The 26,348-nt window shown below is 58.6% G+C and carries 28 protein-coding genes and 1 pseudogene; 19 read left to right on the top strand and 10 right to left on the bottom strand.

What is annotated here, in order from left to right:
• Positions 1-77: 77 nt before the first annotated feature.
• The 6 genes from IVA91_RS15490 (at position 78) to sctV (ending at position 4,782) form a co-directional block, all read left to right on the top strand.
• Entirely contained in the window at positions 78-263 is a 186-nt protein-coding gene (locus tag IVA91_RS15490) for a hypothetical protein (protein ID WP_247275818.1), read from the top strand.
• A 67-nt stretch (positions 264-330) separates the two neighbouring features.
• Positions 331-615, top strand: coding sequence for a hypothetical protein (locus IVA91_RS15485; protein WP_247458924.1), 285 nt, complete (start codon positions 331-333; stop codon positions 613-615).
• A 126-nt stretch (positions 616-741) separates the two neighbouring features.
• Positions 742-1,632, top strand: coding sequence for a hypothetical protein (locus tag IVA91_RS15480; protein ID WP_247333096.1), 891 nt, complete (start codon positions 742-744; stop codon positions 1,630-1,632).
• Between the two features lie 36 nt (positions 1,633-1,668).
• Complete coding sequence (locus tag IVA91_RS15475; RefSeq protein ID WP_247451024.1) at positions 1,669-2,205, top strand: hypothetical protein; 537 nt, start codon at positions 1,669-1,671, stop codon at positions 2,203-2,205.
• Positions 2,206-2,207: 2 nt separating this feature from the next.
• Positions 2,208-2,651: a histidine kinase gene (locus IVA91_RS15470; protein ID WP_247333091.1), complete on the top strand. Its 444-nt coding sequence runs from the start codon at positions 2,208-2,210 to the stop codon at positions 2,649-2,651.
• On the top strand, positions 2,632-4,782 hold the full coding sequence (gene sctV, locus IVA91_RS15465) for a type III secretion system export apparatus subunit SctV (RefSeq protein WP_247458923.1): 2,151 nt from the start codon (positions 2,632-2,634) through the stop codon (positions 4,780-4,782). Before IVA91_RS15470 ends, sctV begins: the two co-directional genes overlap by 20 nt.
• Positions 4,783-6,087: 1,305 nt before the next feature.
• Here sctV and IVA91_RS15460 read toward each other — a convergent pair.
• The 7 genes and pseudogenes from IVA91_RS15460 to IVA91_RS15440 all read right to left on the bottom strand — a co-directional run bounded on the left by IVA91_RS15460 (position 6,088) and on the right by IVA91_RS15440 (position 12,482).
• Positions 6,088-8,529, bottom strand: a complete 2,442-nt coding sequence (locus IVA91_RS15460) for an NEL-type E3 ubiquitin ligase domain-containing protein (protein ID WP_247458922.1) — start codon at positions 8,527-8,529, stop codon at positions 6,088-6,090.
• Positions 8,530-9,512: 983 nt separating this feature from the next.
• Entirely contained in the window at positions 9,513-9,707 is a 195-nt protein-coding gene (locus IVA91_RS36960) for an ATP-binding protein (RefSeq protein ID WP_346015495.1), read from the bottom strand.
• Between the two features lie 23 nt (positions 9,708-9,730).
• A complete protein-coding gene (locus IVA91_RS36955; protein WP_346015494.1) occupies positions 9,731-9,895 on the bottom strand; it encodes a hypothetical protein in 165 nt (54 codons plus the stop codon).
• A gap of 59 nt (positions 9,896-9,954) precedes the next feature.
• Complete coding sequence (locus IVA91_RS36950) at positions 9,955-10,137, bottom strand: ATP-binding protein (RefSeq protein ID WP_346015492.1); 183 nt, start codon at positions 10,135-10,137, stop codon at positions 9,955-9,957.
• Between the two features lie 855 nt (positions 10,138-10,992).
• Positions 10,993-11,229 carry an IS110 family transposase gene (locus tag IVA91_RS15450; protein ID WP_247458921.1) on the bottom strand — a complete coding sequence of 79 codons (237 nt, stop codon included), beginning with the start codon at positions 11,227-11,229 and terminating at the stop codon, positions 10,993-10,995.
• Positions 11,230-11,246: 17 nt separating this feature from the next.
• A pseudogene (locus IVA91_RS15445) lies at positions 11,247-11,370 on the bottom strand (transposase); the annotation flags it as partial.
• Positions 11,371-11,786: 416 nt separating this feature from the next.
• Positions 11,787-12,482 carry a nodulation protein NolW gene (locus tag IVA91_RS15440; protein ID WP_247458920.1) on the bottom strand — a complete coding sequence of 232 codons (696 nt, stop codon included), beginning with the start codon at positions 12,480-12,482 and terminating at the stop codon, positions 11,787-11,789.
• A gap of 186 nt (positions 12,483-12,668) precedes the next feature.
• On the opposite strand from IVA91_RS15440, the gene IVA91_RS15435 reads away from it, so the two are divergent.
• The 11 genes from IVA91_RS15435 (at position 12,669) to IVA91_RS15385 (ending at position 21,070) form a co-directional block, all read left to right on the top strand.
• Positions 12,669-13,148 (top strand): nodulation protein NolB, encoded by a 480-nt coding sequence (locus tag IVA91_RS15435; protein ID WP_247275810.1) that lies wholly within the window; start codon positions 12,669-12,671, stop codon positions 13,146-13,148.
• Positions 13,149-13,157: 9 nt separating this feature from the next.
• On the top strand, positions 13,158-14,024 hold the full coding sequence (sctJ, locus tag IVA91_RS15430; RefSeq protein ID WP_247458919.1) for a type III secretion inner membrane ring lipoprotein SctJ: 867 nt from the start codon (positions 13,158-13,160) through the stop codon (positions 14,022-14,024).
• A gap of 13 nt (positions 14,025-14,037) precedes the next feature.
• On the top strand, positions 14,038-14,670 hold the full coding sequence (locus IVA91_RS15425) for a nodulation protein NolU (protein WP_247333082.1): 633 nt from the start codon (positions 14,038-14,040) through the stop codon (positions 14,668-14,670).
• A complete protein-coding gene (gene sctL / locus IVA91_RS15420; protein ID WP_247458918.1) occupies positions 14,667-15,287 on the top strand; it encodes a type III secretion system stator protein SctL in 621 nt (206 codons plus the stop codon). The genes IVA91_RS15425 and sctL overlap by 4 nt, the downstream gene beginning before the upstream one ends.
• A gap of 89 nt (positions 15,288-15,376) precedes the next feature.
• Entirely contained in the window at positions 15,377-16,645 is a 1,269-nt protein-coding gene (sctN, locus tag IVA91_RS15415) for a type III secretion system ATPase SctN (protein ID WP_247458917.1), read from the top strand.
• Positions 16,621-17,154 (top strand): hypothetical protein, encoded by a 534-nt coding sequence (locus IVA91_RS15410; protein ID WP_247418572.1) that lies wholly within the window; start codon positions 16,621-16,623, stop codon positions 17,152-17,154. The genes sctN and IVA91_RS15410 overlap by 25 nt, the downstream gene beginning before the upstream one ends.
• Positions 17,155-17,387: 233 nt before the next feature.
• A complete protein-coding gene (gene sctQ / locus IVA91_RS15405) occupies positions 17,388-18,266 on the top strand; it encodes a type III secretion system cytoplasmic ring protein SctQ (protein WP_346015491.1) in 879 nt (292 codons plus the stop codon).
• The gene (gene sctR / locus IVA91_RS15400) at positions 18,259-18,924 is read left to right on the top strand and encodes a type III secretion system export apparatus subunit SctR (protein WP_247418578.1); all 666 of its coding nucleotides are present in this window, start codon (positions 18,259-18,261) and stop codon (positions 18,922-18,924) included. Before sctQ ends, sctR begins: the two co-directional genes overlap by 8 nt.
• A 2-nt stretch (positions 18,925-18,926) precedes the next feature.
• A complete protein-coding gene (locus tag IVA91_RS15395; RefSeq protein WP_247275802.1) occupies positions 18,927-19,202 on the top strand; it encodes an EscS/YscS/HrcS family type III secretion system export apparatus protein in 276 nt (91 codons plus the stop codon).
• Between the two features lie 12 nt (positions 19,203-19,214).
• Positions 19,215-20,036, top strand: a complete 822-nt coding sequence (sctT, locus tag IVA91_RS15390; RefSeq protein WP_247418580.1) for a type III secretion system export apparatus subunit SctT — start codon at positions 19,215-19,217, stop codon at positions 20,034-20,036.
• The gene (locus IVA91_RS15385) at positions 20,033-21,070 is read left to right on the top strand and encodes an EscU/YscU/HrcU family type III secretion system export apparatus switch protein (protein WP_247418587.1); all 1,038 of its coding nucleotides are present in this window, start codon (positions 20,033-20,035) and stop codon (positions 21,068-21,070) included. Before sctT ends, IVA91_RS15385 begins: the two co-directional genes overlap by 4 nt.
• A 43-nt stretch (positions 21,071-21,113) precedes the next feature.
• Here the strand turns inward: IVA91_RS15385 and IVA91_RS15380 are convergent, their stop codons facing one another.
• The 3 genes from IVA91_RS15380 to IVA91_RS15370 are packed head-to-tail and all read right to left on the bottom strand — an operon-like array spanning position 21,114 to position 23,971.
• Positions 21,114-21,776 (bottom strand): CpaD family pilus assembly lipoprotein, encoded by a 663-nt coding sequence (locus IVA91_RS15380; RefSeq protein ID WP_247418588.1) that lies wholly within the window; start codon positions 21,774-21,776, stop codon positions 21,114-21,116.
• A 10-nt stretch (positions 21,777-21,786) separates the two neighbouring features.
• On the bottom strand, positions 21,787-23,208 hold the full coding sequence (locus tag IVA91_RS15375) for a type II and III secretion system protein family protein (RefSeq protein WP_247275824.1): 1,422 nt from the start codon (positions 23,206-23,208) through the stop codon (positions 21,787-21,789).
• A gap of 28 nt (positions 23,209-23,236) precedes the next feature.
• A complete protein-coding gene (locus IVA91_RS15370; RefSeq protein WP_247302568.1) occupies positions 23,237-23,971 on the bottom strand; it encodes a response regulator transcription factor in 735 nt (244 codons plus the stop codon).
• A 407-nt stretch (positions 23,972-24,378) separates the two neighbouring features.
• Here IVA91_RS15370 and IVA91_RS15365 point away from each other — a divergent pair, with 407 nt between their 5' ends.
• Together IVA91_RS15365 and IVA91_RS15360 are read left to right on the top strand one after the other, a co-directional pair.
• Positions 24,379-24,762 (top strand): hypothetical protein, encoded by a 384-nt coding sequence (locus tag IVA91_RS15365; protein WP_247275797.1) that lies wholly within the window; start codon positions 24,379-24,381, stop codon positions 24,760-24,762.
• A gap of 1,133 nt (positions 24,763-25,895) precedes the next feature.
• Positions 25,896-26,336, top strand: a complete 441-nt coding sequence (locus IVA91_RS15360; protein WP_247458916.1) for a hypothetical protein — start codon at positions 25,896-25,898, stop codon at positions 26,334-26,336.
• Positions 26,337-26,348: the final 12 nt, after the last annotated feature.

The following is a 26,348-nucleotide window of genomic DNA, read 5'->3' as shown; positions in this document are numbered from 1 at the left end:
GTCCCAGTAGCGTAAGCAATGTGAATCGCTCGGTGGTGATACCACCGTTTTGGCGGAACTGAAGTGAGAGGCACCAGATGGCCGGGGCAATCGAAGGCGTCATCCATACCAATTCTGACAGTGGCAGCTCGCAGTCGGTAACTGATCGTCAGAAGTTCGAATCGGCTTTCGGTTCGGTTCTTGCCAGCGTCGCGATGCAGGCGATGGAGCGAAACATGTCAAATCTTCGCGAAGCTATAGCTGAAACAGAAGAGGATACCTGACGCCGGTTCTTCGACGTCAGTGGAGTGTTGCCATTGATGGCGGCAAAAAAACGGAAGGTGAAGCGATATGACCAAAACAAGTTCTACTAGCTCTTCTACTGGTGGTACCCACGACACCCATGACAGCAAGGCAAATAGCAAGACTGATAGCAAGACTGATAGCAAGTCCGCGAGTTCCAGCGGCGGTAGCTCGGCGGCCGATAACGTTGGTGGGACGGGTACTTTCGAGAAACTGATCGACGAATTGAAGGCGGTTAACCAGCAGGCCATGGTGCAGGACATACGGTTGCGTGCACTGACGACCGAGCTCTCGAGTGAGAGGAAGGCGGCCAGCGAGCGCGTCAACGGATAACGGTCAAAGGCGGGGCGAATCGTCGCTCCGCCTTTCCCGTCATCGGGTGATGTGAGTGGTGCGGCCTAGGAATGAGTCGTGCGACCAATCGCCCTGCCGTGCTCGTCATGGTTCGGAGAATTGTCCGTGAATGAGGCCGCCTCCTTACATTTCGAGGTACTGTCGGGACCTTATGTCGGGCTAAGCGGGAAGGCGGCTGCCGGAACGAGCCTTATCGGTAGCGGCCTCGACGCGGATATGGTTTTCGTCGAACAAGGGCTTGAGCCGCATCACCTACGTATCACCCTCGTTGGCAATTCAATCGAGCTTGAGGCTCTTGCAGCCGTAAGCACCCCAGAGGGCGAAGGGGATATTGCCGCAGGTGAACGTGTTGTTCTTTTTCTTCCCGCCGTCATTCGTGCGGGCGCCATGTCTATTCGCTGGTCGATGCAGAATGCAGTTGAGGCTCGGTCGATCAGCCTCTCGCGCGTTTGGATCTCAGCTCTCGCCCTCGTGCTCCTCAGCTTTCTTGGTGTAGGCGGTCTCTCGACCATTTTCTTCAAAGCCACCGGAAGTGCACCGACCGGCATTGCGCCGCCTGCCGCAGAGCTTGTACCCAAGCTGGGCACGAACCGGCCTAACGATCGGCGAGCTCAGGCTGCAGCCGAAGTGCTGAAACAGGAAATTGATAAGGCGGGCCTGCTCGATATCAGGGTTGGTTCGGGGCCGGGTTTTGTTAGCGCTGAGGGAAAAGTCACGCCTGCAACCGTTGCGAAATGGCAGGAGCTCCAGCAATGGTTCGATGCTCGTACATACGGTGCGGTCACACTGGTGAACGGAGTGATCGTCAAGGAGGAAAAGCAGCCATCCTCAATCGCGATCGAAGCTGTTTCGCGCGGATCCCAGCCCTATCTGCTTGTCGGTGGGCAGAAGTATTTCGTCGGCGCTCTCTTGGCCGAGGGATGGGCGGTCACTCGAATCGAGGATGGGCGTGTGCTGCTAAGCCGCAATGGCCGCGTTGTTGCCGTTCCGTATTAGGCTTTCCTGCCCCTAAGGAAGGATAAGGAGATCGTCATGTCAAAGGTTTCCCGCTACGATGTCGGGCCTGGCGCTGCTTCGCAGAGACTCAGCGAGGACCATCATGAACCAGTGATAGGGCCGACCATCCAACCCAATAAAGGTGAGGCGGACGGTGCTCGTGCAAATGGCGAGAAGGAGCGTGCGTCGATCTGGGGCGAGCTGAACACGCCTTCTATGTCGCTGGATGTAGCGATCGAAGCCGCATCGGAGGCCAAAGATATTGATGCAGTCTGGCGTGTCAGTCTCAACGAGATGCGCACTCGCATTTATGAGATCGAGCAGCCCGCTGGGGTGGCATCGCTCTACGGGCGCGATATCGCGCACGATCTACTCTCCTTCGTCACTCCAAGCCTACGTCATCCGGACATGCTGCGGGCAGAGCGGTATAGCATTGTTCTGGAACGTCTCGTCCATAAACTGGCGGCCGCGCCTGCGGATTCGATGGCGGGGGACGGTATCGTCGTCCTACGGCAGGGACTGCACTGGCTAGCGCTGCTCCGCCAGAATCGGAATAGCTTGATCGAAGCCTAACAATGTTCAACTCCGATGGAGCGCAACGGACGACCAACGTTTCCGAATCCGATAACGTCTCACTGAGTTCCGGGCAGGAGCGCGATTTGCTCTGTACACTTTCCTATCTTCACCTTGCATGTGGGCAGAGCGCAGAATGCGTGGCTCTCTTGCGACTCATCGTCGGCAACGACTCGCGAGATGTCGATCTATTACGGATTCTCGCCTATGCCCTCATCTTGGAAGGCCTCGGAGGTGAGGCGTTGCAGGTCCTAGATAGACTGAACGCACTTGATGACGAACCCTCGGCGCGTATCTCTTTGATGCTGTTGCGTAGCCACGCCCTGCGGCGGGCCGGCCTCATAGACGAGGCGCTCGCCGCTTTCCAACGCTATGTCTCGTTGCGTGAGAGCACTGGCCTGATCAATCAACGATCGGAAGGTCCCCATGACCAGCGTCCTGCGTAAGATCATTGCGCGCGCGTCGGCCAGCTCCGATTTGATGGTCGCGTTGATGCTGCTTCTGACGGTCGGCATGATGATCATGCCGATCCCGATAGTGGCGATTGATACGCTCGTCGGCTTCAATCTGGGCTTCGCCATATTGCTGCTGATGGTCGCTCTCTATATTAGCACTCCACTTGATTTCTCGTCCTTGCCAGGCGTCATTCTGATTTCCACGGTATTCCGTCTGGCGCTCACCGTCTCAACGACGCGGCTGATCTTGGCTGAGGGGGATGCGGGCAGCATCATTCGCACGTTCGGTGATTTCGTCATATCGGGAAATATCGTCGTCGGCATTGTCATATTTTTAGTCGTGACCATGGTGCAGTTCATCGTCGTGGCCAAGGGGGCTGAACGCGTGGCCGAGGTGGCGGCGCGGTTCACGCTCGATGCTCTGCCAGGCAAGCAGATGGGAATCGATGCGGAATTGCGCAATGGCCATATCGATCAGAATGAAGCCCGCAGCCGGCGCGCTACATTGGAGAAAGAAAGTCAGCTTTACGGGGCTATGGATGGCGCCATGAAATTCGTGAAGGGCGACGCCATCGCAGGATTGGTGGTTATCTGCGTCAACATGCTGGGCGGGATCACCATCGGCCTGCTCTCCAAGGGAATGTCTTTCCAGGCGGCGCTGCATCAATATACCCTGCTGACCATAGGTGATGCGTTAATCTCACAAATTCCCTCGCTGCTGCTCTCGATTACAGCTGCGACAATCATCACTCGAGTAAATGGGGTTGTAAGGCTCAATCTTGGGACCGACATCGTTAACCAGCTCACAGCAAACTCGCACGCATTGCGGCTGTCTGCCGGCGTCCTGGTTGTAATGGGGGCTATTCCGGGTTTTCCGCTCCCTGTCTTTCTCGTCTTGGCTGCAGTCTTTGCGGCAGCGAGCTTTGCCGACGGTGCGACCCAAAGCGGCAAGAAAAGCGCTGATATCTCTCGCCCGGCTCCCACACAGTCTAACAAGGATATCGTGCCTGCGGAGGCGCTTCCCATCGCATTGTTCCTTGCGTCAAGTCTGACACGGGCGATCGACAAAGAAGAATTGCAACAGCACATTGCACGCGTTTCGGGACTGATCTCGTCTGATCTCGGCATCACAATTCCGCGCATCCCCATCGAGGTCGACGAGCGCTTGCCAGACTTGCAGTACAGGGTGGATGTCGAGGGCGTGCCCGTCGAGCAGGAGTTAATTGATCCAACGCAGCTCGCACTCCACGACGATCCGGCCAACATTGAATTGAGTGGCATCCCGTTTCGGCATGACCGGGAGACGGATCAAATCTGGATTGAACAGAGCAATGCACCGGCTCTCAAAGCAGCCGGCATCGGGCACCACCGTCCCATTGAAATCCTGGCCTTGCGCGTCCATTCGGCGTTGACCCGCTATGCACAGTGCTTGGTGGGTATCCAGGAGACGCGCCAGTTGCTGGCTCGCATGGAGACGGAATATTCCGATCTGGTCAAGGAGGTGTTGCGTACGACGCCGATCCCTAAAGTAGCCGACGTCTTGCGGCGCCTCCTGGAGGAGGGTATTCCGATCCGGAACACACGGCTGGTCTTGGAAGCATTGGCCGAATGGAGCGGACGTGAACAAAACGTCGTTTTGCTCACGGAACATGTTCGCTCCGGTCTGAGACGGCAAATCTGCCACCGCTATGCCAACGCACACCGCGTCGTTCCGGTATTTATCATCGAACGTCAAACCGAGGATATCGTGCGCAGCGCGGTTCGAGAGACTGCCAAAGGACCCTACCTGGTTTTGAGCGACGAGCAAAGCGAGGCGCTGCTTTCAAAAATGCGTCAGATCCATTCGAACGTAGTTCGGGGGCAGATCCGGCCCGTTATCCTTGCTTCGATGGATATACGACGCTTTGTCCGCGGCTTTCTCACCCGTAATGGGATCGATCTTGCTGTTCTATCCTATCAGGACCTTGCCTCGGACTTCACAATCCAGCCTGTTGGATCCATTACACTCGCAGCTGCAAAGGACGACGACGCGCCGTCCGAGGAACTCAGCAACACGTTCCTTGCAGCCGACTCACAGGCGCAGCAGTCAATCCAAGAAGGACCGCATGAATTCACCTCGTAAGTCAGTGCGGTGGCGCTTGGGTTCATTTTGTTTGCTTTCGTGCTCGGCTCTCTTCGCTACTCTGGGGCTCTGCAGTTGCGCTAGCTGGGATAGACCAGCTCTTCAAATGCAAGAGCCGCCGGCGCCAAAGTTGCTCGGCGCCAAAGATATCGATCCAGCTATGCGCGAACGCATTGAGTGCGCGATCGGCCGGACTCCTGACCAGGAGCTTTGCGCGACGCGTTGAAGCAAAAATGCTCGGAAGATCAATGCAGCGGATCGGTGTTGCGTGTCGATGCGAGAGCGCCTCGCATTGAGTGCTCGCCAACGTCTGCCTGGACCTGCGATTTATATGCGCTCAAGACTAAATGCGTTAACTCGACAACGTGGGACGCTTGATGAGCCACAACTGCAATACAAGCAATGGCGACAGCGCAGCGTATTCCGATTGCGCGGACCAAATCACGTTGTCCGCAACGATCGGTGCACGATATCGCGCAATGCAAGCACCCGCCCGCTGCGCTGGCGTGCCGCCCTACAGAAGTTACCCGGCATAGCTAATAGTAGCGGACGTATTGGTTCTGTTGTCTCAATTACCAACTAGGTGAGCAGGGCCTTTTTGGGAACCCCCCGTGGGTGCTAAGTGCGCCAGGGAACTGCTGGGGCATAAGAGAAATGTGATACAGTTTGATTTGCGACGCGCCTCTCTTGCGCTAGCCCCGTTGCGTGCGGCAAGCGTGGTGCTTGGAAAAGGGGTGTCGAAACCCGCTCGTAAGATCCCTGTGTTCGTCTCCTGGCTTGCTCGTGGGCAGGAAGTCTCACGTCACGCTTTACCCGGCATAGCACTCAGCGTGAACTCCAATTGATCGGCTGATTGGGGTTTTCCTGCATACGCCATGGCCGATACCAGCTGTGATGCAGGGATTTGCCGCATCGTTATGCCGCCGAGCGACTCGGCACCCGCTGGGCTCGTCAGGAGGTACAAAGGAAATTCCGAACGCCTATGCGATGAGCCAGTCAACCAGTCCTCGTCTCACCCCGGATGGAATAGCCTGATTGCCTGGCGGCAGATTACGTAAACGATGGCGGCAGTCGGTCGATGTTGCGAAAGGTGATGAAGCACCTGCGCCGCTGCCGGGCGCGCCCGCCGCGGCAATCGTTCGAAAAAAGATCGAGCGCCGCCGTGCGGTTAGATCGTGCCGGCCGAGCACTACATTTTCACAGATGGTCCCTCCGCGCCTCCGCGCGGGCGTCTGGAGCCGACCATGACGCGCCGACGCCTGAGTGAAAACAGGATTGACAGCTCCTTGCAACGCGATGGCCGCTTCACAGCTCAAGCGCATGGTCCGCGAGCACCTGACGCGTCAGCGCGCCCTTGATCTCGCGGACGATCTCATCGCGGATCTGCGCTCCGAACTGCCGCTCGGCATCGCTGTTCCCGATTAGCTCATGACCGGCGAGCCGTTGCTGGAGTCGGCTGTCGAACTCCTCCCCCATCGCCTCGAGCAGCCGATGCTGCATCTGTGCATGGGGTTCGGGTGCGATCCGGCTCAGCACCGTCTCCCAGGGTTGCCACCGAGTTGCCAGATAGTCGGCCAACCCCGTCTCCTCCTCGTCGCGCACCCGCATCTCAGCCGTGCTGAGGTCGTACTCAGTGACCCAGGACACGCCGAAGAAGCGCATGTCCGGGGCGATGTGCCGTAACTCAAGCCGCTCGCGCAGCTTGACCTGATAGGCCAGATAGACTTCGATCTCATCGACAAAGCGGAGCGAGTTGACCTTCTCCCTGGCGATCTGCTCGAGCGCGTCCAGGCGGAACAGGACGCGGCCCTGCTGAACGAGATCGTCAAGCCGATTGTCATAGGCGCCATCCTCGACTTCAGCGTTCAAGCGTGCGGTCTGCATGCCGTTCCAGGTTAAAGTGATGCGATCCTCGCAGCTCTCGCTCGCTTCGAAAGCCAGCTGAAAGTACTGCTGGCGCAATTGCGGCCTGGTCGCCGCCTGCCGCAGATCCTCAATCACGGCCTGCCGGAACTGGGGATTGCCAGAATTTACGGTGTCCCGCAGCCTGTCGAGGAAGCGCGCGTATTCCGGCGCACCCGCCTCGTCAGCGAAGTTCTGCCAGGCGGCCAGAACCTCCGGCTCCCCCTCGACCCAATCGGCCACAGCCTGCGCCAGCGGCCGCTCATGATTCACCGCCGGTTCCCGGCCCATTGAGAAGAAGACCCGAGGGCCGGTATAGCCTCGCGCATTCAGGGCCATCGCCAGATTCGTCTGCACCCGCTCGGGCAGCGGATTATCCTCCAGATAAACCATACACCCAGAATCTAGCTGCGTTAGCAGGGTCTCCGGCAGGCTGGCTAACCGGTTGTCTCGCACCTCGAGCACCTGAAGCTCGGCCGGGAGGGTCTCGGGCAAGCTGGTCAGCCTGTTGCCGCCGGCATGAAGCCTCTGGAGCTCAGGCGGGAGCGTCTCGGGCAGGCTAGTCAGTCGGTTGTCACGGACGAAGAGCAACTGGAGCTCGGCGGGGAGGCTGTCGGGCAGGCGGGTCAGCCAGTTGCCGTCGGCTTCGAGCTCTTGGAGTTCGGGCGGTAGAGTGTCGGGCAGGCTGGTCAGCCTGTTGCCGCCGACCTCAAGTAACTGAAGTCCGGTCGGAAGGGTCTCCGGCAGGCTGGTCAGCCGGTTACTGCGAACATCGAGCTGCTGGAGCTCGGCCGGCAGGGTTTCAGGCAGGCTGGCCAACCGGTTGCTGGCGACGGCGAGTGTCTGAAGGCCATCCGGAAGTGTTACGGGCAGGCTGGTTAGCTCATTGCTGCCGATGGCGAGTAACTGAAGTGCCGCCGGCAAGGTCTCAGGCAGGCTTGTCATGCGATTGCCGCGGGCGTCGAGCGTCCGGAGTTCGGCCGGTAGGTTGTCGGGTAGGTGCATCAACTCGTTTTCGCTGACGTCGAGCGTCCGGAGATCGGGCGGAAAGGCGGGGGGCAAGGTCGTTAGGCACAGGTATGGTAGCTCCAGCCGTGCATAGACGTCGCCGGCCTCTCCCCAGGCTTTGATTCGTCTTACCGCCTCTTGCCGGTCCTCGTCTTCTGTCTGCTCCTCCTCGCCAGCCCAACTGTTCAGGATTTCATCAAGCTGCGATTGCTGGAGGACGGGGCCTTCAACGTTCGTCGGACCGCCAGCGGCGGGGGAGACCCGCCCGTCGCTCAATGCTTGGACCCACTGCGCCTCTGCCGGGGCTAACCAGTGCCCTTCTTCTGAAGTATTGCCATCGCCGAGCCATGGCCGCGGGTCGAGGAACGATCCCCCGTGATGTTGCTCCCAAGGAACAGTGGAGGTCGTTGGCCAATCATCATCGGCGTTCGCCCACGAATACTCCTGCTGGTCGACACTATGCGTCGGCAAGTGGACCGCTGAATCCAGGCCGTGCCAAACGTCCGTCGGACTGAAACTGCCGGCTGGCAACTGGCCATCGCGACTTGCGGCCGCAAAAAGCACATGCTGATTGCTCCCCTGTTCAGATTCGGTGGGCGGATTCCACGTCGACCGCGAGATGCCTTCCCCGTGGTCCAACCAGTCCGCATCCCTGTTCGACACATTATAAGGGTCGCCGCGACGATTTGCATTGCGGGGCGGGCGCTCGCGCAGGTGCAACTCGTTTAGGTGCTGCTGAAACCCCGCTTGATCAACTGGGAGCTGTTGCAGCTCGTCGTAGTCCGTCCGGGCGAAATCCGGAGGCTCGAATTGGCCGAGATTGTGGAACGGATCCATCGGATTCTCCTTTGGCAGATCCAACAGCGAACGCCGGGCCCAGATCGACACCTTCTGCCTAGGAGGCTTAGCTTTCGAGAAGCTGACGGTGCGCAGCTACGCGAACCTCCTCCGAATGAGTGGACACCTGTAGTAGGCTCAGAGAGCCAGGACGCGTCGAATGGAAGTACGTCAACGTCGATTGTTTACCGAGGAGTACGAGCGACAGGCGGCTACGCTTCTTGTGTCGAGTGGCCGATCGATCAGAACCGTTGGCAAGGAACTCGGTCTGCGCGGTTCGGTGTTGCGGCGCTGCATAGAGAAGCTCCGGCAGGAGCCGGCATCGGCGACGCGGCGCCACAGCACGCAGACGGCGCCGAGGTCGGCGGACCAGGCTCCCGAGATCGCCCGTTTGCCGAGGAGAACGAGCGGATGCCCATCGAGCGGGACATTCTAAAAAGTCGATCGCGATCTTTGCCGGAACGCGGACACGAGCTTCCGCTTCATCGAGGACCATCGCGATACCTGCCCGGCGGCTGATGTGCGCCGCGGTCGAGGTCTCGCGGGCCGGCTATTACGCCTGGCGCGAGCGTCCGGACAGAGCACGCACGACCACCAATGCTGCGCTCTTGACTGACATTCGAGTTCATCAGGACAGCGGCGCGCGGGGACGGCAACCCACGGGTCCATGCCGCGCTGCGGGCACAGGGACTTGGCGCCAGCCGTGGCCGGATCGAATGCCTAATGCATCGGCGCCATCATGGCCCCGGCCGCACCGCGTTGCCGACAGCCGTCATGGCCTGCCGATCGCGCCAAACCTCATCGATCGTAACTTTAGGGCCGCAGCAGCGAACCGGATCTGGCTCGCCGACATCACTTACGTTCGATTGCAGATGGCTGCTGTACCTGGCGGAGATCATGGACATCTGTCAACGGCAGCGAACTTTCCGTGAGAATGTCCAGATTTCCCTGGGTGACGGCGATTGTGGTTCCGGGATCAGCCGCTATCGGAATCGTCGTTGGTCCTTCCAGGCGGGCGGCCGCGGCGCTGGGCTGCGGCGGGTTGGCAAGAGGACGTTTTCCGGGACGAGAGCGGCGTGCTGGCGGAGCCGATAGCTCGATCCCTCGATTTTGACAACAATTGTGTGGTGAAGCAGTCGATCAAGCAATTGCCGTGGCCGGTTCGAAGTGAGGATCACCGCGCCCTTGTCATAGCGGGCGTTCACCAACTGGAAGACAGATTGCCGCCGCCAGGTACGACCTGGAGGTAACCGATCTCGTCGACGACAAGGAGGGAGGCGCGGGCGAGGAACCGCAGGTGCTCGCGCAAAGTGGTGATGACGATGTCCGCGAGCGTGGCGAACGCGACGCTCTTTCCCGCCTTCACGGCCTCGACCGCGAGTGCCGTCGCGAGATGGCTCTTGCCGGTGTCGCAAGCAGATGAATTCAATTCGGCAAGCTCCAGAATGCGATTGCGATCGAGCGAGGGCTGGATGCGAAGTCGAAGCCAGCGAGGGTTTTGACGGTGGTCAGGCGAGACATTCTCAGCGCGGTGCTGACACGGCGACTGTCGCGGACCGTCAGCTCCTCGATAAGCGTGATCGAGCGCCTCAATCCAGGTGACCTCACCCTCTTTCAATTCGCCGCAGGTGGTGTCCAGCATTCTGAGCGCACGTGGCATCTTGAGTGCGACTAGGCCTTTCCTGACGTTGTCGGTCGCTGCCGGCTGCGCGTGCATGGTTATGGCCGGCCTTCCGATTGGGGGAGCCGTTTGCAACACCTTGGTAAAACCCCAGCGACCGGCTTGGCATGTGATCGCCGGCCCGATCGACGAGGGTTTCGGATACGCCAGGTCGCGACCTGGACCGGTTGGCCGCCTGTCGATGCTCGGGCGCGACGCGAGTTCGCCGGCGGCCTTCTCCAGAACGGGATGGACGGCAACGATTGCGCCTTGATCGAGAATGGGATTACATCGGGCAATTGCTGCACCTCGACAATGCGCCGCGTATGGTCGGGTATGCTGTAATAGTTCCCACTGATCCACACCAGCCCGTCGTGGCTGACACGGGTCTCGATCGGCATTGGACTGGGACTCCCGATCGGCATCCAAAAGGGGCTCTGACTCATATGTGGAACGGCCCGGGCTGCAAGATCTTTCTCTGGTTGAACAAGGGACGACGGTGCGGTCATATGTTCGACCTGTAAACGCGGCGCCTGGCCGCTGGCCACGATGATATCCGCGGAAGCAATCGCCCAATCAATTTCTCGCGCTCGAAGCGCAGTGAGTCAGGCGGTCCTGATTGCTACCGGGAATGTCGTCATTCGGGGTCCATCCAGATTTGCACCTTGCCTCCTTGGCAGCCTTCTTCTTCCGCCGGAGAGTTCTTAAGATTAGGTTTTCAGCATTGCAGGCGGCGCATGATAGATGCCGCCTCTGACAGCAAGGCCCAGATGGTGCGCGCAAGTTATTGGCGAACGCCACCGCTATGAGCTTGACGGCCGTCTTTGCAGCATGATCCGAATCCAGAGCGGGACTTTCAAGCCTCGCTTGCCAAGCTTGATGATTGAGGTCGCACCAAGGATCAAGAGCGTCCGTAGTTGCCGATTTCCACGCTTTGATACCGCCCCGAACCTTTCTTTCCCGCCGCTCGACTGTGCCCTCGGTGTTAACCCCGTCCAAGCCGCAAAATGTGGTGCAGTCGCAAAACCGCGAGCATTCAAGACTGATGTCCGAACGCCAGCGCCGCTAACAGTGCCTTCTCCGAGCGCTGATAGCGTTGAAGCTCGGTCGAGAACCGCCCCTGACGGTCCTGCGGCACCTTCACCCCGGGTGATCAGCGAGCGTGTATAGTAGCCGGAGCGATAGCCCAGCCGCGCCTCGCCGCGCCCAGCGCCTCCGCCATCGCGGCTTCGATAGCTTCCTGCACCGCACGCTGGATCAGCGGTTTCAGGATCCCTGTCCGACGCAATAAGCTGTTTGACGGCAGAGCCATCCGTCCTAATCTTCGTCACGGTCGTGGTGGTCCTTGCTCCGCTATGGGCGGTGATCTTCGCAAGCACCGGATTTACTATGACCGCTTCAGCCGCTCAGCTTTTGCAGAACCTCCCGCACACTACCGCCGGACATCCGGATACTGGTGGACAAGGTGGCGCAGCGGCAATTCTCGTGTTCTGGAGCCGATTTACGACACGTACGTCTCGCCGTGCTTGTGCGGCGTCTGACCGGACGATCGGTCCAGGCTCCTTGCACAACCCGCGTAACGGCTGATTGAGCTGTATCATCTTGGGCCCGGCCCTTGCGCAGGCAAGGCACCTTCCTGGCGCGGCATGTCTGAAGAGTACGGGCCTTCAGTTCGCCCATCCCGAACGATCGTCGCGGAGGCGCCGCGATATAACATCAGCACAGATTCCCGGGACGGCATCTCGACGGAGCGAGGTCGCGCCTGCGCCTCCGCCACAAGACCATTGAGCGTCTGATCCACGAGTGCGATGAAGCGTGGTGGACCGGACGCAAGGACTAGGCCATTTCCCGGAGCCGATCTCATGATGTAGCGTTCGTCGGAAATGGCGAGCGCATCGAGGGTTGCCTTGAGCGCGTCGCAGCTGATTGAAGTTAGGACAAGCAGACGAGTTTGCGCTTCCTTTGCGGTAGAGACGTAAAGCACGAGCCCATCGTAATACCATTGAAGATTGTAGAGTTGAGTCAGATGATCAAGGAAGTCGCGCGGTGGCAGGTCCGGCATGTGCCCGCGAATCCGACCCTTCACCTCGGCGCTGATGGTGACTTTAATATTGAGGTTGTTGCCGAATTCCTGCAGCGCGGCAGAAAGCTCCTGATCCAGAACCGTATACCGATAAGGGGTCGAGGGCAGCGACAGGGGAGCGCCGCGCGCGATCTGTGTTCCGCCGGAAACGAAAACGGCGACACACAGAACTCCGTTCAAAACGTGCGGGATTATGGATCGGATGAGCATTCATGGTTCTCGTTGACTTAAACTAACAGGAGTACGTTCGGTACGTGAACGCGAAACGTGATCTTTAGATGGCGATGTTGCGGGCGAACTCGTCAGCTTGTCGTCAGCTGGCCTGTCTAGGACATTGAGCCGCTAATCGGCTTGAACGGCTGGTCGTATCACATCTCGATGAGAGCGAGTCTTTCCATGATGATGTTAGGCGCTGCGCCGATCTCTCACAATCTAGAAGGCCTGTCCAAGGCCTGTTCGGCAACAGCGGTCGACGAGCAGGTCCAGTTTCAGCAGAGCCTCTTGCAAGCGGCTTCGGTTCCAGACCTTGCGCCTCCAGTAACGGGAGCGGCGCCCGTTCCGCCGATATCCGAGGTATCGCGTGCAACAACACAGGCGAGCCCGCTGGGCGATCGCATCCTCCAGAACCTTTCTGCGATGTATCCGGTCAATGCAGTTCCAAAAGGTGCGGAGACCGGGTCGACGTCGGAGCCCCTATTGCTGCAGCCGGGCAAAGCGGGAGCGGGTGTGCCGGGCGCCCCCAGTGGCGCAGGTGACTTCGAGGCGATGTTGGCGAATCTGAAGGATGTTTCTGACAGCGTCATCCAGGTAACACTCATTTCAAATGGCATCGGTAGCCTCGGTTCATCTCTGAATAAGCTGATATCGGCGGGCTGAGTGGGGCGAATGATTGGTTTAATCGATCGCGAAAGCGGTCAGGCGTGCCCATTCCGCAAGCGGCTTCAACTTCTGGCTCTGCTGCCGCTCCTGCTTGCCCTGGTTGGTTGCAAAGCCGATCTCTACACGAAAGTTCAGGAGCGTGAGGCCAATGAGATGCTTGCGGTCCTCCTCAAGAACGGGGTCGATGCGGTCCGCGTTGCTGCTAAGGACGGGACTATCACGATCCAGGTCGAGCAGACTCAGATTGCTTCCGCAATCGACCTGCTGAATGGCGAAGGGTTGCCGCGCCACGCTTTCAAGAGTCTAGGCGAAGTGTTCAGCGCGGCGGGTCTGATTGCTTCGCCAATCGAGGAGCGCGCCCGTTACGTCTATGCGCTGAGCGAGGAATTATCTCGCACGATCAGTGATATCGATGGTGTCCTCTCGGCGCGCGTCCACGTTGTTCTGCCAAAGAACGACCTGTTGCGACGTGACACCACGCCATCTTCGGCGTCGGTTTTCATCCGACATGACTCGAGGGCAAATCTCTCAATCTTGCTGCCGCAGATTAAAATGCTCGTCGCCAACAGCATCGAGGGCTTATCCTATGACAAGGTGGCTGTTGTTTTCGTCTCAGTCGAGCGGCCCGCACTAGAGCCGCGACCGGCGGCTGCGGCTGGTTTCGCCCAAGCATCTGGAGTCATTTCGACGCCATTGGTTGCGGTTGGCATGGCTCTCGGCGGGTCTGTATTCGGCGTGCTGTCCTGCGTCTTGCTGAGCGCTCGTGGGCGCCAGCGCAGGCAATCATCTCAGAAAGTTAGCGCTGTTGGTGGGCGCTCGGCTGTCTCTGCTATGGAGATGATTCGCAAAGCGATTAAGCCTAATGCGGCGTAGTGTGGTATCCGACATGACGAGACCGAATCCGTCTGCCGAGCGGCATGATCCGCTGAAACTAGCCTCTGTAGGTATTCGTAAGCTTGCTGCCACGATTCATCCGACCCGCCTTGCCGCGCGTCTTGACGCGAACCTCTCGGCCGCGACTTTGGTGCGACTGCAGAAGAGTCCTAGGCTGCAGGTAAGACTGCAAGCGTTGCTGCTTGAAGATGAAATGGGCTTGAACGGAAGTGACTTCGGGCCAGACCTTCTCCTCGGGCATGATCCGAGCAGGGCTGCCCTGCTCGCCGGCGGCATTTGGCATGCCCGTTCGCTGACAAGGCTGATTTCAAAGCATGATGTCGCCGTTCTGGTCGAGCACGTCGGCACCGAGGTGCAGGCTTTCGGGATCCGACATGCAGCGCATGCGGTTTCGACCAGATTAATTGCTGATCCTCAAGAACTCGCGCTAGGGATTGAAGACGATGGACATGCCTGCCTCGGCGCTTGGCTCGATGAAGCGTCAACGCTTGATTGCCGCCGCGTGCTTCTACGCCTAGCTGTCGGAACGGCCGCCGACAATCCGGGGACTGAACACCGCGATGCCGCGGGCCAATTGTTTTCACCGGTGTTGGCCCATTTGACGAGGGAGGCCCCAGCGGGATGACAGCCGACGAAACTGCGCCGCCCGTCGCTCCGCACATCCGCCCGCTTGGGCCACTCATAGAGGCGAGGGATCTCGAGATTTGGCAGAGCGCCCTCGAGGCGCGTGCCGTGGCCGAGCGAAATCTGAAGCGCGTTCGCGGCTGGACGCGCAGAGCTTTTCAGAAGGAGCGTGCGCGCGGCCATGCCGAGGGGGTGAGGGCCGGCGCCGAGGAAATGGCACAGCTGGTGGCGCAGGCTGCCTCGGAAGTGGCACGACGAAAGGCCGTTTTGGAGCAGGAACTGTCAGCGCTCGTGATGGACATCGTAACTAATCTACTGGGCGATTTCGATCCCGGCGAGATGTTGGTGAGGACGGTTCGTCACACGATTTCGCACAGATATGGCGGGGCAAAACTGACCCTTCATGCGTCCCCCATGGATGCTGATGCGCTTACGCGCGAATTTGCTGCCTGTGACGGACGGGAGGACCGGCCGGCGGTCCGAATTATTCCGGACCCGGCGCTGTCAGCAAACGAATGCGTGCTGTGGAGCGAATTTGGCAATATCCATCTCGGACTTGACGCGCAGCTCCGCGCACTGCGTTTGGGCTTTGGTTTAGATCATGAGGCAGAGGAATAGTGACGGCGCCGAGACCAGACCATAGCTGTCCTGATGGAGACGGGACTCTGCACGCGGCGCTGGCGCGTCTGCGAACTACGGCAAGCCATGTGGACACGCGTGCCGTACGCGGGCGGATCACGCGGGCGCTCGGCACGTTAATCCATGCAGTTTTGCCGGATGCTCGTATTGGAGAAGTTTGTGTGCTCAAGGATCCGCGCACCGGATGGTCGCTTGAGGCCGAGGTGATCGGTCTCTTGCAGGACGGCGTGCTGCTGACGCCGATCGGTGACCTGCAAGGCATGTCCGGCCGCGCAGAAGTCGTTGCCACTGGCCGAATGCACGAAGTGCCGGTCGGCCCCAATTTGCTTGGGCGGGTGATCGACAGCTTCGGCCGTCCTCTCGATGGCAGGGGCGCAGTCAAAGCCATGGAGACGCGTCCGCTGCGCGGCAAAGCGCCAAATCCAATGACAAGGTGCATCATCGATCGCCCTCTACCACTCGGTGTTCGCGCCTTGGATGGTCTTCTGACATGCGGCGAGGGCCAGCGCATCGGCATTTATGGAGAGCCTGGTGGCGGCAAGTCGACGTTACTGTCGCAGATCGTAAAAGGCGCGGTCGCTGACGTGACCGTGATTGCGCTGATAGGCGAGCGTGGACGCGAAGTGCGTGAATTCATCGAGCGGCATCTTGGGGAGACTGCCCTCCGCCGCACGGTCGTCGTCGTTGAGACCTCCGATCGCTCAGCGACGGAGCGGGCGCAATGTGCTTATACGGCAACCGCGCTCGCCGAATATTTTCGCGATCAAGGCCTGCGCGTCGTTCTGATGATGGATTCATTGACGCGATTTAGCCGCGCTATGCGCGAGATCGGGCTTGCTGCCGGTGAGCCACCGACCCGCCGGGGCTTTCCTCCCTCTGTCTTTGCAATGTTGCCAGGTTTGCTGGAGCGCGCTGGTATGAGTGAGCGTGGCTCAATCACGGCCTTCTATACCGTCCTTGTGGAAGGTGACGGCACGGGCGATCCAATCGCCGAGGAAACGCGTGGCATTCTCGATGGTCATATCGTTCTTTCACGCTCTCTCGCGGCGCGGGCGCATTTCCCCGCCATCGATGTACTGTCGAGCCGCAGCCGCGTCATGGATGCCGTCGTATCTGCACCGCATCGCAAGGCAGCATCCCTCTTCCGTGATCTTATCTCCCGTCATGCAGAGGCCGAATTTTTGATCAAGGTTGGTGAATACAAGCAAGGCAGCGATCCGCTGACGGACCGAGCTGTCGCTTCGATCGATGATCTGCGCGAGTTTTTACGCCAAGGTGAAAACGATGCGTCCACTTTTGAGGAAACCGTCACATGGATGTGCCATCTGACCGCATGAGTTGCATACACGTTTCGAGCTTGCGGCAAGTAAAGGATATGCGCGAGCGTAGTGCTCGTAGTGAGTTGTCCAATATGCAAGCCAAGCTTCATATCGCGACCTCGGCCGCGGAGCACGCATGGCAGGAACTTGCAATTGCTGAAAAGCATCATACAGAGGCCCAGGCGGAGGTTTACCAACAGTTGATGTCGGCCGGTACCTTGTCCGTCGTTGAACTCGATCATTGCCAGCTCACCCTTGAGAGGCTCGCGATCGAGATCACCTCGAAACGCCGCACACTTGAGGAGGCGTGTATCGCTCAAAAGCAGGCCGAGACAGCCGCATCCGAGAGGCGTGCGCACTGGGCGAAGCGTTCCGCAGCGACTCATAAATGGCGACAAATCGAGACCGACGTCCGGCGTGCGGCCGATACCCATTCGGAAGTAACAGCCGAGTTAGAGGCCGATGATGAAGTCTTGCTTCGCCATGGGAGGGGTTTGCCCATGCCGGTGGCGGGCGGTTCAATTTGATGACAGCTAGTCCAGTTGGGAAGCAAATGCGCTGCCCTGTACAGCCGCCTCCTGCAACTCGCGCGGACGCATACGCGAAGTACGAGCCAACCCAGCGTTTAACGCAGAGTCTCGTAACGTGGCTCAACAGAAACGTGCGGCCCTCCGCCTCTTTGCGGAGTAACCTTTGCGACAAGCCGCTGTCGGTGCGACTGGAACGACTTGTGTGGCAGGAGGAACCTCCGGCTCTGTCGATGCTCGATTGCGTTTGGGGCCTCGGCGATGATGAGCTCGTGTTGTCGATACCGCATGCGCTTGCCGAGGCCTTGATCTCGACAGTACAGAGTGGCCTAGCTTTACTTTCCGAGCCAAGTCGTTCGCTGGTTCTCGAACTTGCACTTGAACCGTTGCTCGCGCACCTGGAGACTGAGACAGAGCAGCAACTGCGACTCCTTCATGTTGGAAAGGCCGAGAAGAACGGGCCTTATATCGAACTCGACATCATCTACGGTCCGGTCAGGGGCAAAGGTCGCCTATTTCTTTTCTCGCCTCTTGACGGACCGATACCGCCGGCGTTCCGCGCCTTAGGCAAGCTGCTCGGCCAATTGCCGCGACAGTTGTGTGAGGTCCCCGCACAGTTACCCGTTACAGTTGCAGGAGAGGTCGGCTCCCTCCGGGCGTCAGCCTCGCTTCTTCGCAAAACGCGTAAGGGCGACGCTTTGTTGCCGGATGTAATGCCATTCGCCCGCGGTCAGATCATCCTCACTGCGGGCCGGTTATGGACCGCGGCAGATGTCACTGGCAACCACCTGATCCTGCACGGACCGTTTCGCTTGCGGCCGCGCCCTCTGGAGTATGCGCATATGACGACACTACCCGGTTCACAGCAGCCGCCTTCGGAAGCCGATCTCGACGATATTGAGATTTCGCTTGTCTTTGAATGCGGCCGCTGGCCCATCACGCTGGGAGCCTTGAGAAGCATCAGCAAAGGATATGTATTCGAACTTGGCCGGCCGGTCGATGGCCCGGTCGATATCCTTGCAAACGGCGTACGTATCGGGAGTGGCGACATAGTACGTATTGGGGACGAGCTCGGCGTTAGACTGCGTGGCGGGTTAGCGGGCAATGACTAACATTGAACCAGCAATACTGCCGCTTCTTGCGGTCACGGCCGCGCTCGGCTTGTTGGTCTTCGCTGTCGTCACGACCACGGCGTTCGTAAAGGTATCTGTCGTTCTCTTCCTCGTTCGCAATGCGCTTGGGACCCAGTCGATTCCACCGAACATCGTTCTATACGGCGCGGCATTGATGCTCACCGCTTTCACGAGCGCCCCCGTCTTTGAGCAGAGCTACAATCGAGTCGCCGATCTGCAGCTCCGCTATCAAACGCTCGAGGATTGGGTAGCCGCTGCGAAAGAGGGGCAGGAGCCGCTGCGAGCCTATCTCAAGAACTTCACCAATGAAGAACAGCGAGACTTCTTCCTGTCCTCGACCGAACGTGTCTGGCCGGAAGAGATGCGCGGCAGAGCCACAGCCGATGATTTTGTCATTCTCGTCCCATCTTTTCTAATCTCAGAACTCAAGCGTGCCTTCGAAATCGGGTTTTTGCTATACCTTCCGTTTATCACTATCGATCTGATCGTAACGACCATTCTGATGGCCATGGGCATGTCAATGGTGTCTCCGACAGTGATCTCAGTTCCTTTCAAGCTGTTCCTATTCGTGGCGATTGACGGCTGGTCGCGGCTTATGCACGGGCTAGTGCTGAGCTATACAACACCTGGAGGGTGAGCATGGATGAGGCCACTATTCTCCCTTATATGAGCCGATCACTGGTGCTTTTCATGACCTGGGTTCTGCCGCCGCTCATTGCAGCGGCGGTCGCCGAAACCGTCATCGGCATCATCCAGGCGGCAACGCAGATCCAGGATCAGACATTGCCACTGACTGTGAAGCTTTTGGTTATTGTTGGGATTATAGGTTTGTTTGCTCCGGTGCTGAGCGCCCCGCTCATCGAACAAGCCAAGCAGATCTTCACTGATTTTCCCGCGCTCACGACGGGCTACTAGCAGCCGCCCGTCATGTATGATCTGTCAACCACCAACACGCAAAGCCTGATCCAGGCAACCATCGAACTCGTCGTTGCTGCCAGCCTTGGTGCGGCCCGCCCCGTGGGCATTATGCTGGTGCTTCCGGTATTCACGCGTCCGCAGATCGGCGGCCTGATCCGCGGTTGCCTGGCCGTTGCACTCGAACTACCATACTTGGCGCACATCGCCGATGGCCTGAAGGAGCTAGATCCGGACACCCGTCTGCTCAAGATCCCGCTACTCGGTCTTAAGGAGACGTGTGTCGGCCTGCTGATCGGCGCCCTGCTCAGTATTCCCCTCTGGAGTCTTCAGGCCGTCGGCGAGTTCATCGACACGCAACGGGGCATCAGCAGCGTAGTCACTCCCGCCGATCCCGCGACACGCAGTCAGGCTTCGGCGACGGGACTGCTTATCGGTACCACCGCGATCACGATCTTCGTCGTCACGGGGGGGCTGCAAACCATGATCAGCGGGCTTTACGGCAGCTATCTGGTTTGGCCGGCTTATCAGCTTGGACCCACGCTGAGCATGCAAGGGACACTGGAGTTGTGGGGCGTGCTCGACAGCATCATACGTACCGCCGTCCTGGTCTCTGGACCTGTGGTAGCGTTCCTCTTGCTGGCCGACATATCCGCGCTCCTGCTCGGGCGCTTTGCGCCGCAATTCAACCCGCGGGACCTATCGTTGACGATCAAGAATATAGGCTTTGCGATCGTCATGGTCACTTATACGATCTATCTCATCGAATACATGCAATCCGAAATCATACAGTCGAGCCGAGCGCTGGAGAGGCTTGAAAGGAAACTGAAGTGAGCGACACGAGCGAAGAGAAAACGCTCGCCCCCACTGAAAAGAAGCTAAGCGATTCGCGCAAGAAAGGCATGGTTCCGCATAGCACGGATCTAGTCAGGGCCCTCAGCGCTTGCGCCGGTCTCGGCTATCTCTGGATAGAAGCGAGTTCCATCTACGACAAAGGTCGTGAAGCGCTCATGCTGACTGACAAGCTGCTTGATAAGCCGTTCAATATTGCGGTCGATCTTGCGCTCGGCGTCTTGCCCGAACTTGCACTGAGAATTGTTGGCCCGCTTCTTGGGAGTATGGTCACCTGCGCAATTCTGACGACGGTCCTGGCCAATGGTGGATTAGTGTTCTCCTCGGAGCCGATGACGCCGAAATTCGAGAACATTGATCCCATCAACGGACTGAAGCGCATCGCCTCTTTGCGTTCCCTCATCGAGCTTGGCAAGACCTTGTTCAAGGTCTTCTGCCTCGGCGCGATCTTTCTCCTCGTCGTTGTCGGCGCGTGGAAGACACTGGTCTATCTGCCGGTTTGCGGCACGGGCTGCTTCGAGTTCGTGTTCATTCAGGTGAAACTGTTGATCGGGATTGCAAGTGGTGCATTTCTGATCGGCGGATTGGTCGACCTCCTCGTCCAACGCTGGTTGTTTTTGCGCGGCATGCGCATGACTAAGAGCGATATGAAGCGCGAGGACAAGGAGCAGCAAGGCAGTCCGGAGGTGAAACGCGAACACCGACGCCTTCGGCGGGAGCAGGCGAGCGAGTCTCCACTCGGCGTGCGTCGCGCGACATTGATCTTGACTGGGCGCGAGCTGCTGGTCGGGGTACGCTACATCCGTGGCGAAACGGGCGTCCCGGTCCTGGTTTGCCGCGGCGATGGGGAGGCGGCTTCACGGCTCTTTGATGAAGCGAGGCGCCTTCGTCTCAGTATCGTCGATGATCACGTCCTGGTCCGTGAGCTAATCTGCAACGCTAGCCTTGGCAATTCCATTCCTGTCCAGTATTTCGAGGCTGTCGCAAAAGCACTCTTTGCCGCCGGCCAAGTCTAGTTCGTGTTGTGAATGAGGTCGCATCGAACGACTGATGTTCTCGCTATCGAGACGGCTGCACGGTCTGGGTGCCGGCAGACGTGGGATCTGATGGCAGCTTGTTGTTAGCTATACCCAAATTGCTGTTATTGCCGGTCGCGAAGGTTTTGTATGTGGCAACGGGAATGGCCGCACGATTGCCATCACTCGGCACAACGGCCTGATTGTCAATCAAGTCGCGCGGATCGTTGACCATGCCGGCCAAGTTGTTGCGGATCGAGCAGCCAAGCGTCGGATCGAAAGAATTGTCGTTCACTGAAGGGCCGACGATCGCAATCGACGGACAAACGGGAGGGCGCGCCTCGTACGTAATCGCCTCGATTCGGGCGGCAGAGCCATCACGCCTATCGATGAATGGACTGTACAGGCGGATGTTGAGAGCGTCGACGCCCATTGCGCGGGCCTCAGCTGCTATCTGCGCCCCGAGCCGACGTGAGCCGACGATATCAAGATGCAGCGCGTCATACCGACCGCGACCGGTACTTGCTATGAAATAACGCAGACGCTGCCGTTCGGGCCCTCCAAGGGTCTGTAACAGTAAGACGTTCTTCTCCTGTTCAACCAGGATCGCTTGCGCGGTCGGCTCGAGGTAAGTCGGCGCGGTGCTAGCGCAGCCACCTAGACTGGCCGTCAGACCGATGAGGGGGCGCACGAATCGTAATCTCATTGGTCGATCCTCATTCGATGATGTGGCCGGTGCCCCTTGTCGCGCCTGGTACGCTTATCGGGGGAGCACTGCGAACAGGCGAGCGCGTTGCCAATGTGTTCGTCAGACTGCGCGCGAGGTCTGAGGGCGGAGCGATGCGGTCGGTGGGCGCACTCATCTGCTTCGAGTTCGATCTTGGCCGCACGACGTAAGGCGTGACGATGATCACGAGTTCCGTCTCATCCTGTTGAAATGACGATGAGCGAAATAGCGCACCAAGTATCGGAACGTCGCCGAGCCAGGGGAAAGTCGTGATCTCAGTGCTGAAGTTGCGCCGGATAAGCCCACCAATTGCAAAGCTTTGGCCGCTGGCGAGCTCGACAACCGTGTTCGCACGCCGGGTGGAGAGAGCCGGCACGGAGATGCCGTTGATGTTGACAGCACCTTGTGACGATAGTTCGCTGACTTCAGGCTTCACGCGGATATTGATCTGATTGTTACTGAGAACGGTCGGTACAAACTCCAGGCTGACGCCGAAGTGACGGAACTCGACAGAGACCTGCCGATTGTCCTGCAACACCGGAATGGGAAATTCGCCGCCGGCGAGGAAGCTGGCGGATTCGCCTGACATTGCGGTGAGGTTCGGTTCAGCAAGTACGGAAGCGAGGCGCTCGTGAGCCAGTGCATCGAGCATAGCGCTGACGTTCACATGGCCAGTGTTGACTCCTATCTTCGCCGTACCGCCGCCCTGCGGCGCGCCGTATCCACCACCACTGCCACTGACCAAGCCGAGAGTGAAAGGGCCAGCTTGACCGGAAGCGGAGAGGTTGACGCCGAGCTCCTTCATAGCGCTCCGGGAGACCTCCGCCACCCGCACGCTCAGATTCACCTGCAATGACCCCGCCACCTGAATCTTGTTGACGACGAGCGCACCAGACCCAAGAAACTGCTCGGTCACTTTCATCGCTATGTCGACGATCTCCGCATTGGGCGCCGTACCGCTAAGGATGGCCCCGCGCGGGGTGTAGCTTACCTGGATGGGATAGTCGCCGACCTGGGCTTTCAGCGTGGCGCGCAGATCCTCGATCGGCTGCGTGACGACAACACGCAGTTCAGCGAGGGCCTCCCCGCCCTCGTTCAGTGCGAACAAGGTGGTCCGCCCGGATTTTTTGCCGAAAACGAAGATGGTCTTGTTCGAAGGTGCCTGATAGTCCGCGACCGTAGGATCTGCGATAAAGATGCTCGCAGCTGGCGCTGGCAGATGAATCGTCTTACCCAGCGAAGAGGAAAGGGTCAGCGTTCCGCTAATGCCGTCGGCAGCCGTACGCTGCGGCCCACCTCCATCATCCCGCTTGATCTGAGCTACGGCAGCAGCCGGGAATAGCAGGACGATTACGCACAAAAGCTGCGAAAGACAAGGAAGAAAGGTGGACGAAAGGCCGTTGGCGGCGATCGATCTTCGAGTGACGCCGGCATGCTTGTCAAGAATGATGCTCAAGATGGTCTTTTCTTTCAAGTTCGATTGGCTGCGCGGTCGATGCCGCGCATTTCAATTCAAGGACGTAGCCGATCCCGCGCGCGGTTTTGATCCGTAGCGACGCACCGGACTGACTCAAATGACCGCGCAAACGATAGATTCCGACCTCAAGCGCATTGGTGGAGACCTCGTCGTCAAATGCATAGAGGCTATCCTGCAATGACGCGCGAGCCACGGTGCGGCCGGCGCGGCTGAGCAGATGTTCGAGAATGCACACCTCGCGGCGGGCAATCTTCAGCGGTCGACCATTGACCGACGCTTGCCGACCGATCGAATCGAATCGCAGATTGCCAAAGGTAACGATGGGGGCCGTCATTTGCGTTGATCGGCGCAGAGTAGCGCGCATCCGTGCGATGAGTTCATCAGTAGATACGGGCTTGGGCAGGAAGTCGTCCGCACCGCCATTAAATAGCGCTATGCGCCTACCGAGCTCGTTGAAGTTACTCATCATCACGGCAGGCATCGAATGTCCGTCACGTCTCAACTGCTTCAGCCAATCCAAGCCGTCCCCATCCGGTAGAACCAACTCGAGCAAGAGAATGTCATAGCTGGCGCAACAAAAAGCGGCGGCCGCCTCGTCCAGGGTGCACGCTACGTCAACGGCAAAACCGCAATCGGAGAGTGCTTCTTGTACAACGCGCGCTGGGTCTGTCTCATGATCAACGAGTAGCGTTCGCATTCCGCGACCTCCTATTAAGTCACGCCAAGACACCCACCACGTCAGGTTCGAGCATGCGCGGAATTGAACAGTCCGGCCTCCGCGTAAGCGTTGGAATCCGGAATAGACGAAGAGCAGCGGTGCTGGCGAATCGCATACTGGATCGGGATTCCATTGTAAGCTCGACTGGCGTTGTTCACTGTCTCACGTGGCGCGCATGCATCTTGGTGACGTCGAATGTGCTCTCGCCACCGGGACATAGGCGGCAATCAATCAAATGCATCGATAGGCGGGCAGCACCCCGCTCAGCGCCGGAACAATCCCGGTAGTTGTCGCCGACATCCTGAGTTCGAGATGATTGCCGAGAACACATTGATTGGTGAAATCGATGGTTTGGACCGATGCATTCACATGGCGGAGCAGTGACAATGCCGTTCCATGGTCTGGATCTAAATCTCCTCATCACGATCGATGCTCCCGATGGCGAGCGCAGCCGCACGGCCGCAGGTTTGATGGGGAGCAGCGATGATAGGCAATTTGCATCGCGGCCCTCAATTTGCAAAGCCTCACACGCCCGCAGACGTTCCGTGCTTGAGCAACGAACTTCCTCATTCGGCCTGGAAGGTGAGTCTCCTTCGTGCTCCGATCACTGGAGCGACAGTGATGGCCAAGCGCGGCTACGCTCAGCTGGAGAACGCCATAACGAGGCCGTCCTGCCGCGCCTTCCTTTTTCTAACTTTTATAAAATCACCGAGACGCTGTGGAATGAACTGCTCAACGGCCGCACAATCCAAAGACGGGGGGTGACATGAAGTTGGCCGCACCGGGCAAAACCGTGCCTACAATCCGATCGCGGCGTCCATGATCACGTACTCATCGCAGCTTTACCGACAGCAAACCTACCATGTTGCGTGATGCACGGCGCTTTCCCTACCCGGCAGCACATGAAGTGTGAAATCAATTCTTTGGATGGATTGCATTCGCATCCTGGATAGTGACAACACGTCTGAGGTCTGTGTCTCAGTCTCCTAGTCGCACCTGATGCCCTGATGACCGAACGCAATCTGTCGCTGGCAATTCTGGTGGGGCGAGCGATAATTTTGGTGATTTGCATGGCGGCGTCTTCCTGCAAGGCTCACATTGGGCGCCGACTCTTCTGGGCTAGCAAACCCACGTGATGGTCACTCGCCAAGCAATGTCGGTTCTGCTCCATCCGGACGCGGGAAAAAAAGTTGTTGTCATTCTACGTCTGATCAGAATGGTGCATCATCTCGGAATCGGTGGGCGACTTGCTCCGGAATTCGCATGGTGCACGACCGCGCGTCAGCAAGTTGTTCCGTCTGAGCCGAAGCGCCCCGATCCTAGAGAGCTTGACGGCCAATAAGTCTTCCGCAGAGTGCTTGGCAGTCGCATCGGAGTGCGGACAGATGCTTTGGTCAGGTTGTGGTCAGCTAGGTTGTATATCCTCCTCGGCAAAGCTTGTCGCGGCACGACTCAATCGCGTGCATTTTGCCGATCGGGAGCGATCTGATGTATGGCAGAATCGGTGGCTCCGTTTTGCGGAAGCGGTTGCCGGCCTGGAGCGAGGTGGGTCGTCGTCGGCGGGCGCGACGCCATACTCCCTGCGTTCCAATCCGCCCATTATCAAGATCGTCGACTGAGAATCTTTCATGCGCAAAGTGAAGAGATTCTTGTCCAGTGAAATCATGCACATCGCCAGTAACCCGCAGGAGTACTCGGATTTTGTTCGGAGAAAGCCGAGCGGGCTGCAACTGTCGGTGGGTGGAGGCTATTCCAGTACTTACGATGATCCGGGTAAGCACGCGCGATTTTTCAGATATCAGGTTGGGTGACGAAACTATAGGGCTTTTAGGAGCCGGAGGCTCGGTCAGGATCAGGGGGAGACCATTTTCGCCAACAGTTCGGGCGTAACGATATCACGTCCGTGGTAGATCTACGCGTTACTTATCCGCTCGCCGAGAACGCGGGCGATATCCTGCTGGAGCATGAACTGCGAATGGACGGTGATCATCCGGTGGTCTTATCACGTCCTGGCGTAGGAGGTATGGAACCCCGTCTAGCGGAAATGGATTTTGTTCACGTGGGTCGCAATAACTGGGTGCTTGATCCTCAACAGCATCCCAAAGTGTGGACGAAGAACGAGAACGACCAGTGGCACCGAGTAGTCAGGCCTACAAAGTATCTTTCCAAAGTCGAGGATAGCGATGTCAAGAGAGCTGCGAGACGGATTCGTGTGACGATGATCCCTCGTATTACCTGGAGCGCGCTGTTCGAAGATTGGCTGGGGGACAAGACGATTCGGAATGATGAGAGCGGGCTGGGGCGGACTGGTATTTCGCTATTGCAGGGGCCGGTTCAGAAGTGAACTTGAAGGAAG

Source organism: Bradyrhizobium sp. 153, assembly GCF_023073835.1.
Taxonomy (GTDB): domain Bacteria; phylum Pseudomonadota; class Alphaproteobacteria; order Rhizobiales; family Xanthobacteraceae; genus Bradyrhizobium.
The sequence above is the reverse complement of the archived record's forward strand: the minus strand, read 5'-3'. Positions and strand labels throughout refer to the sequence as shown.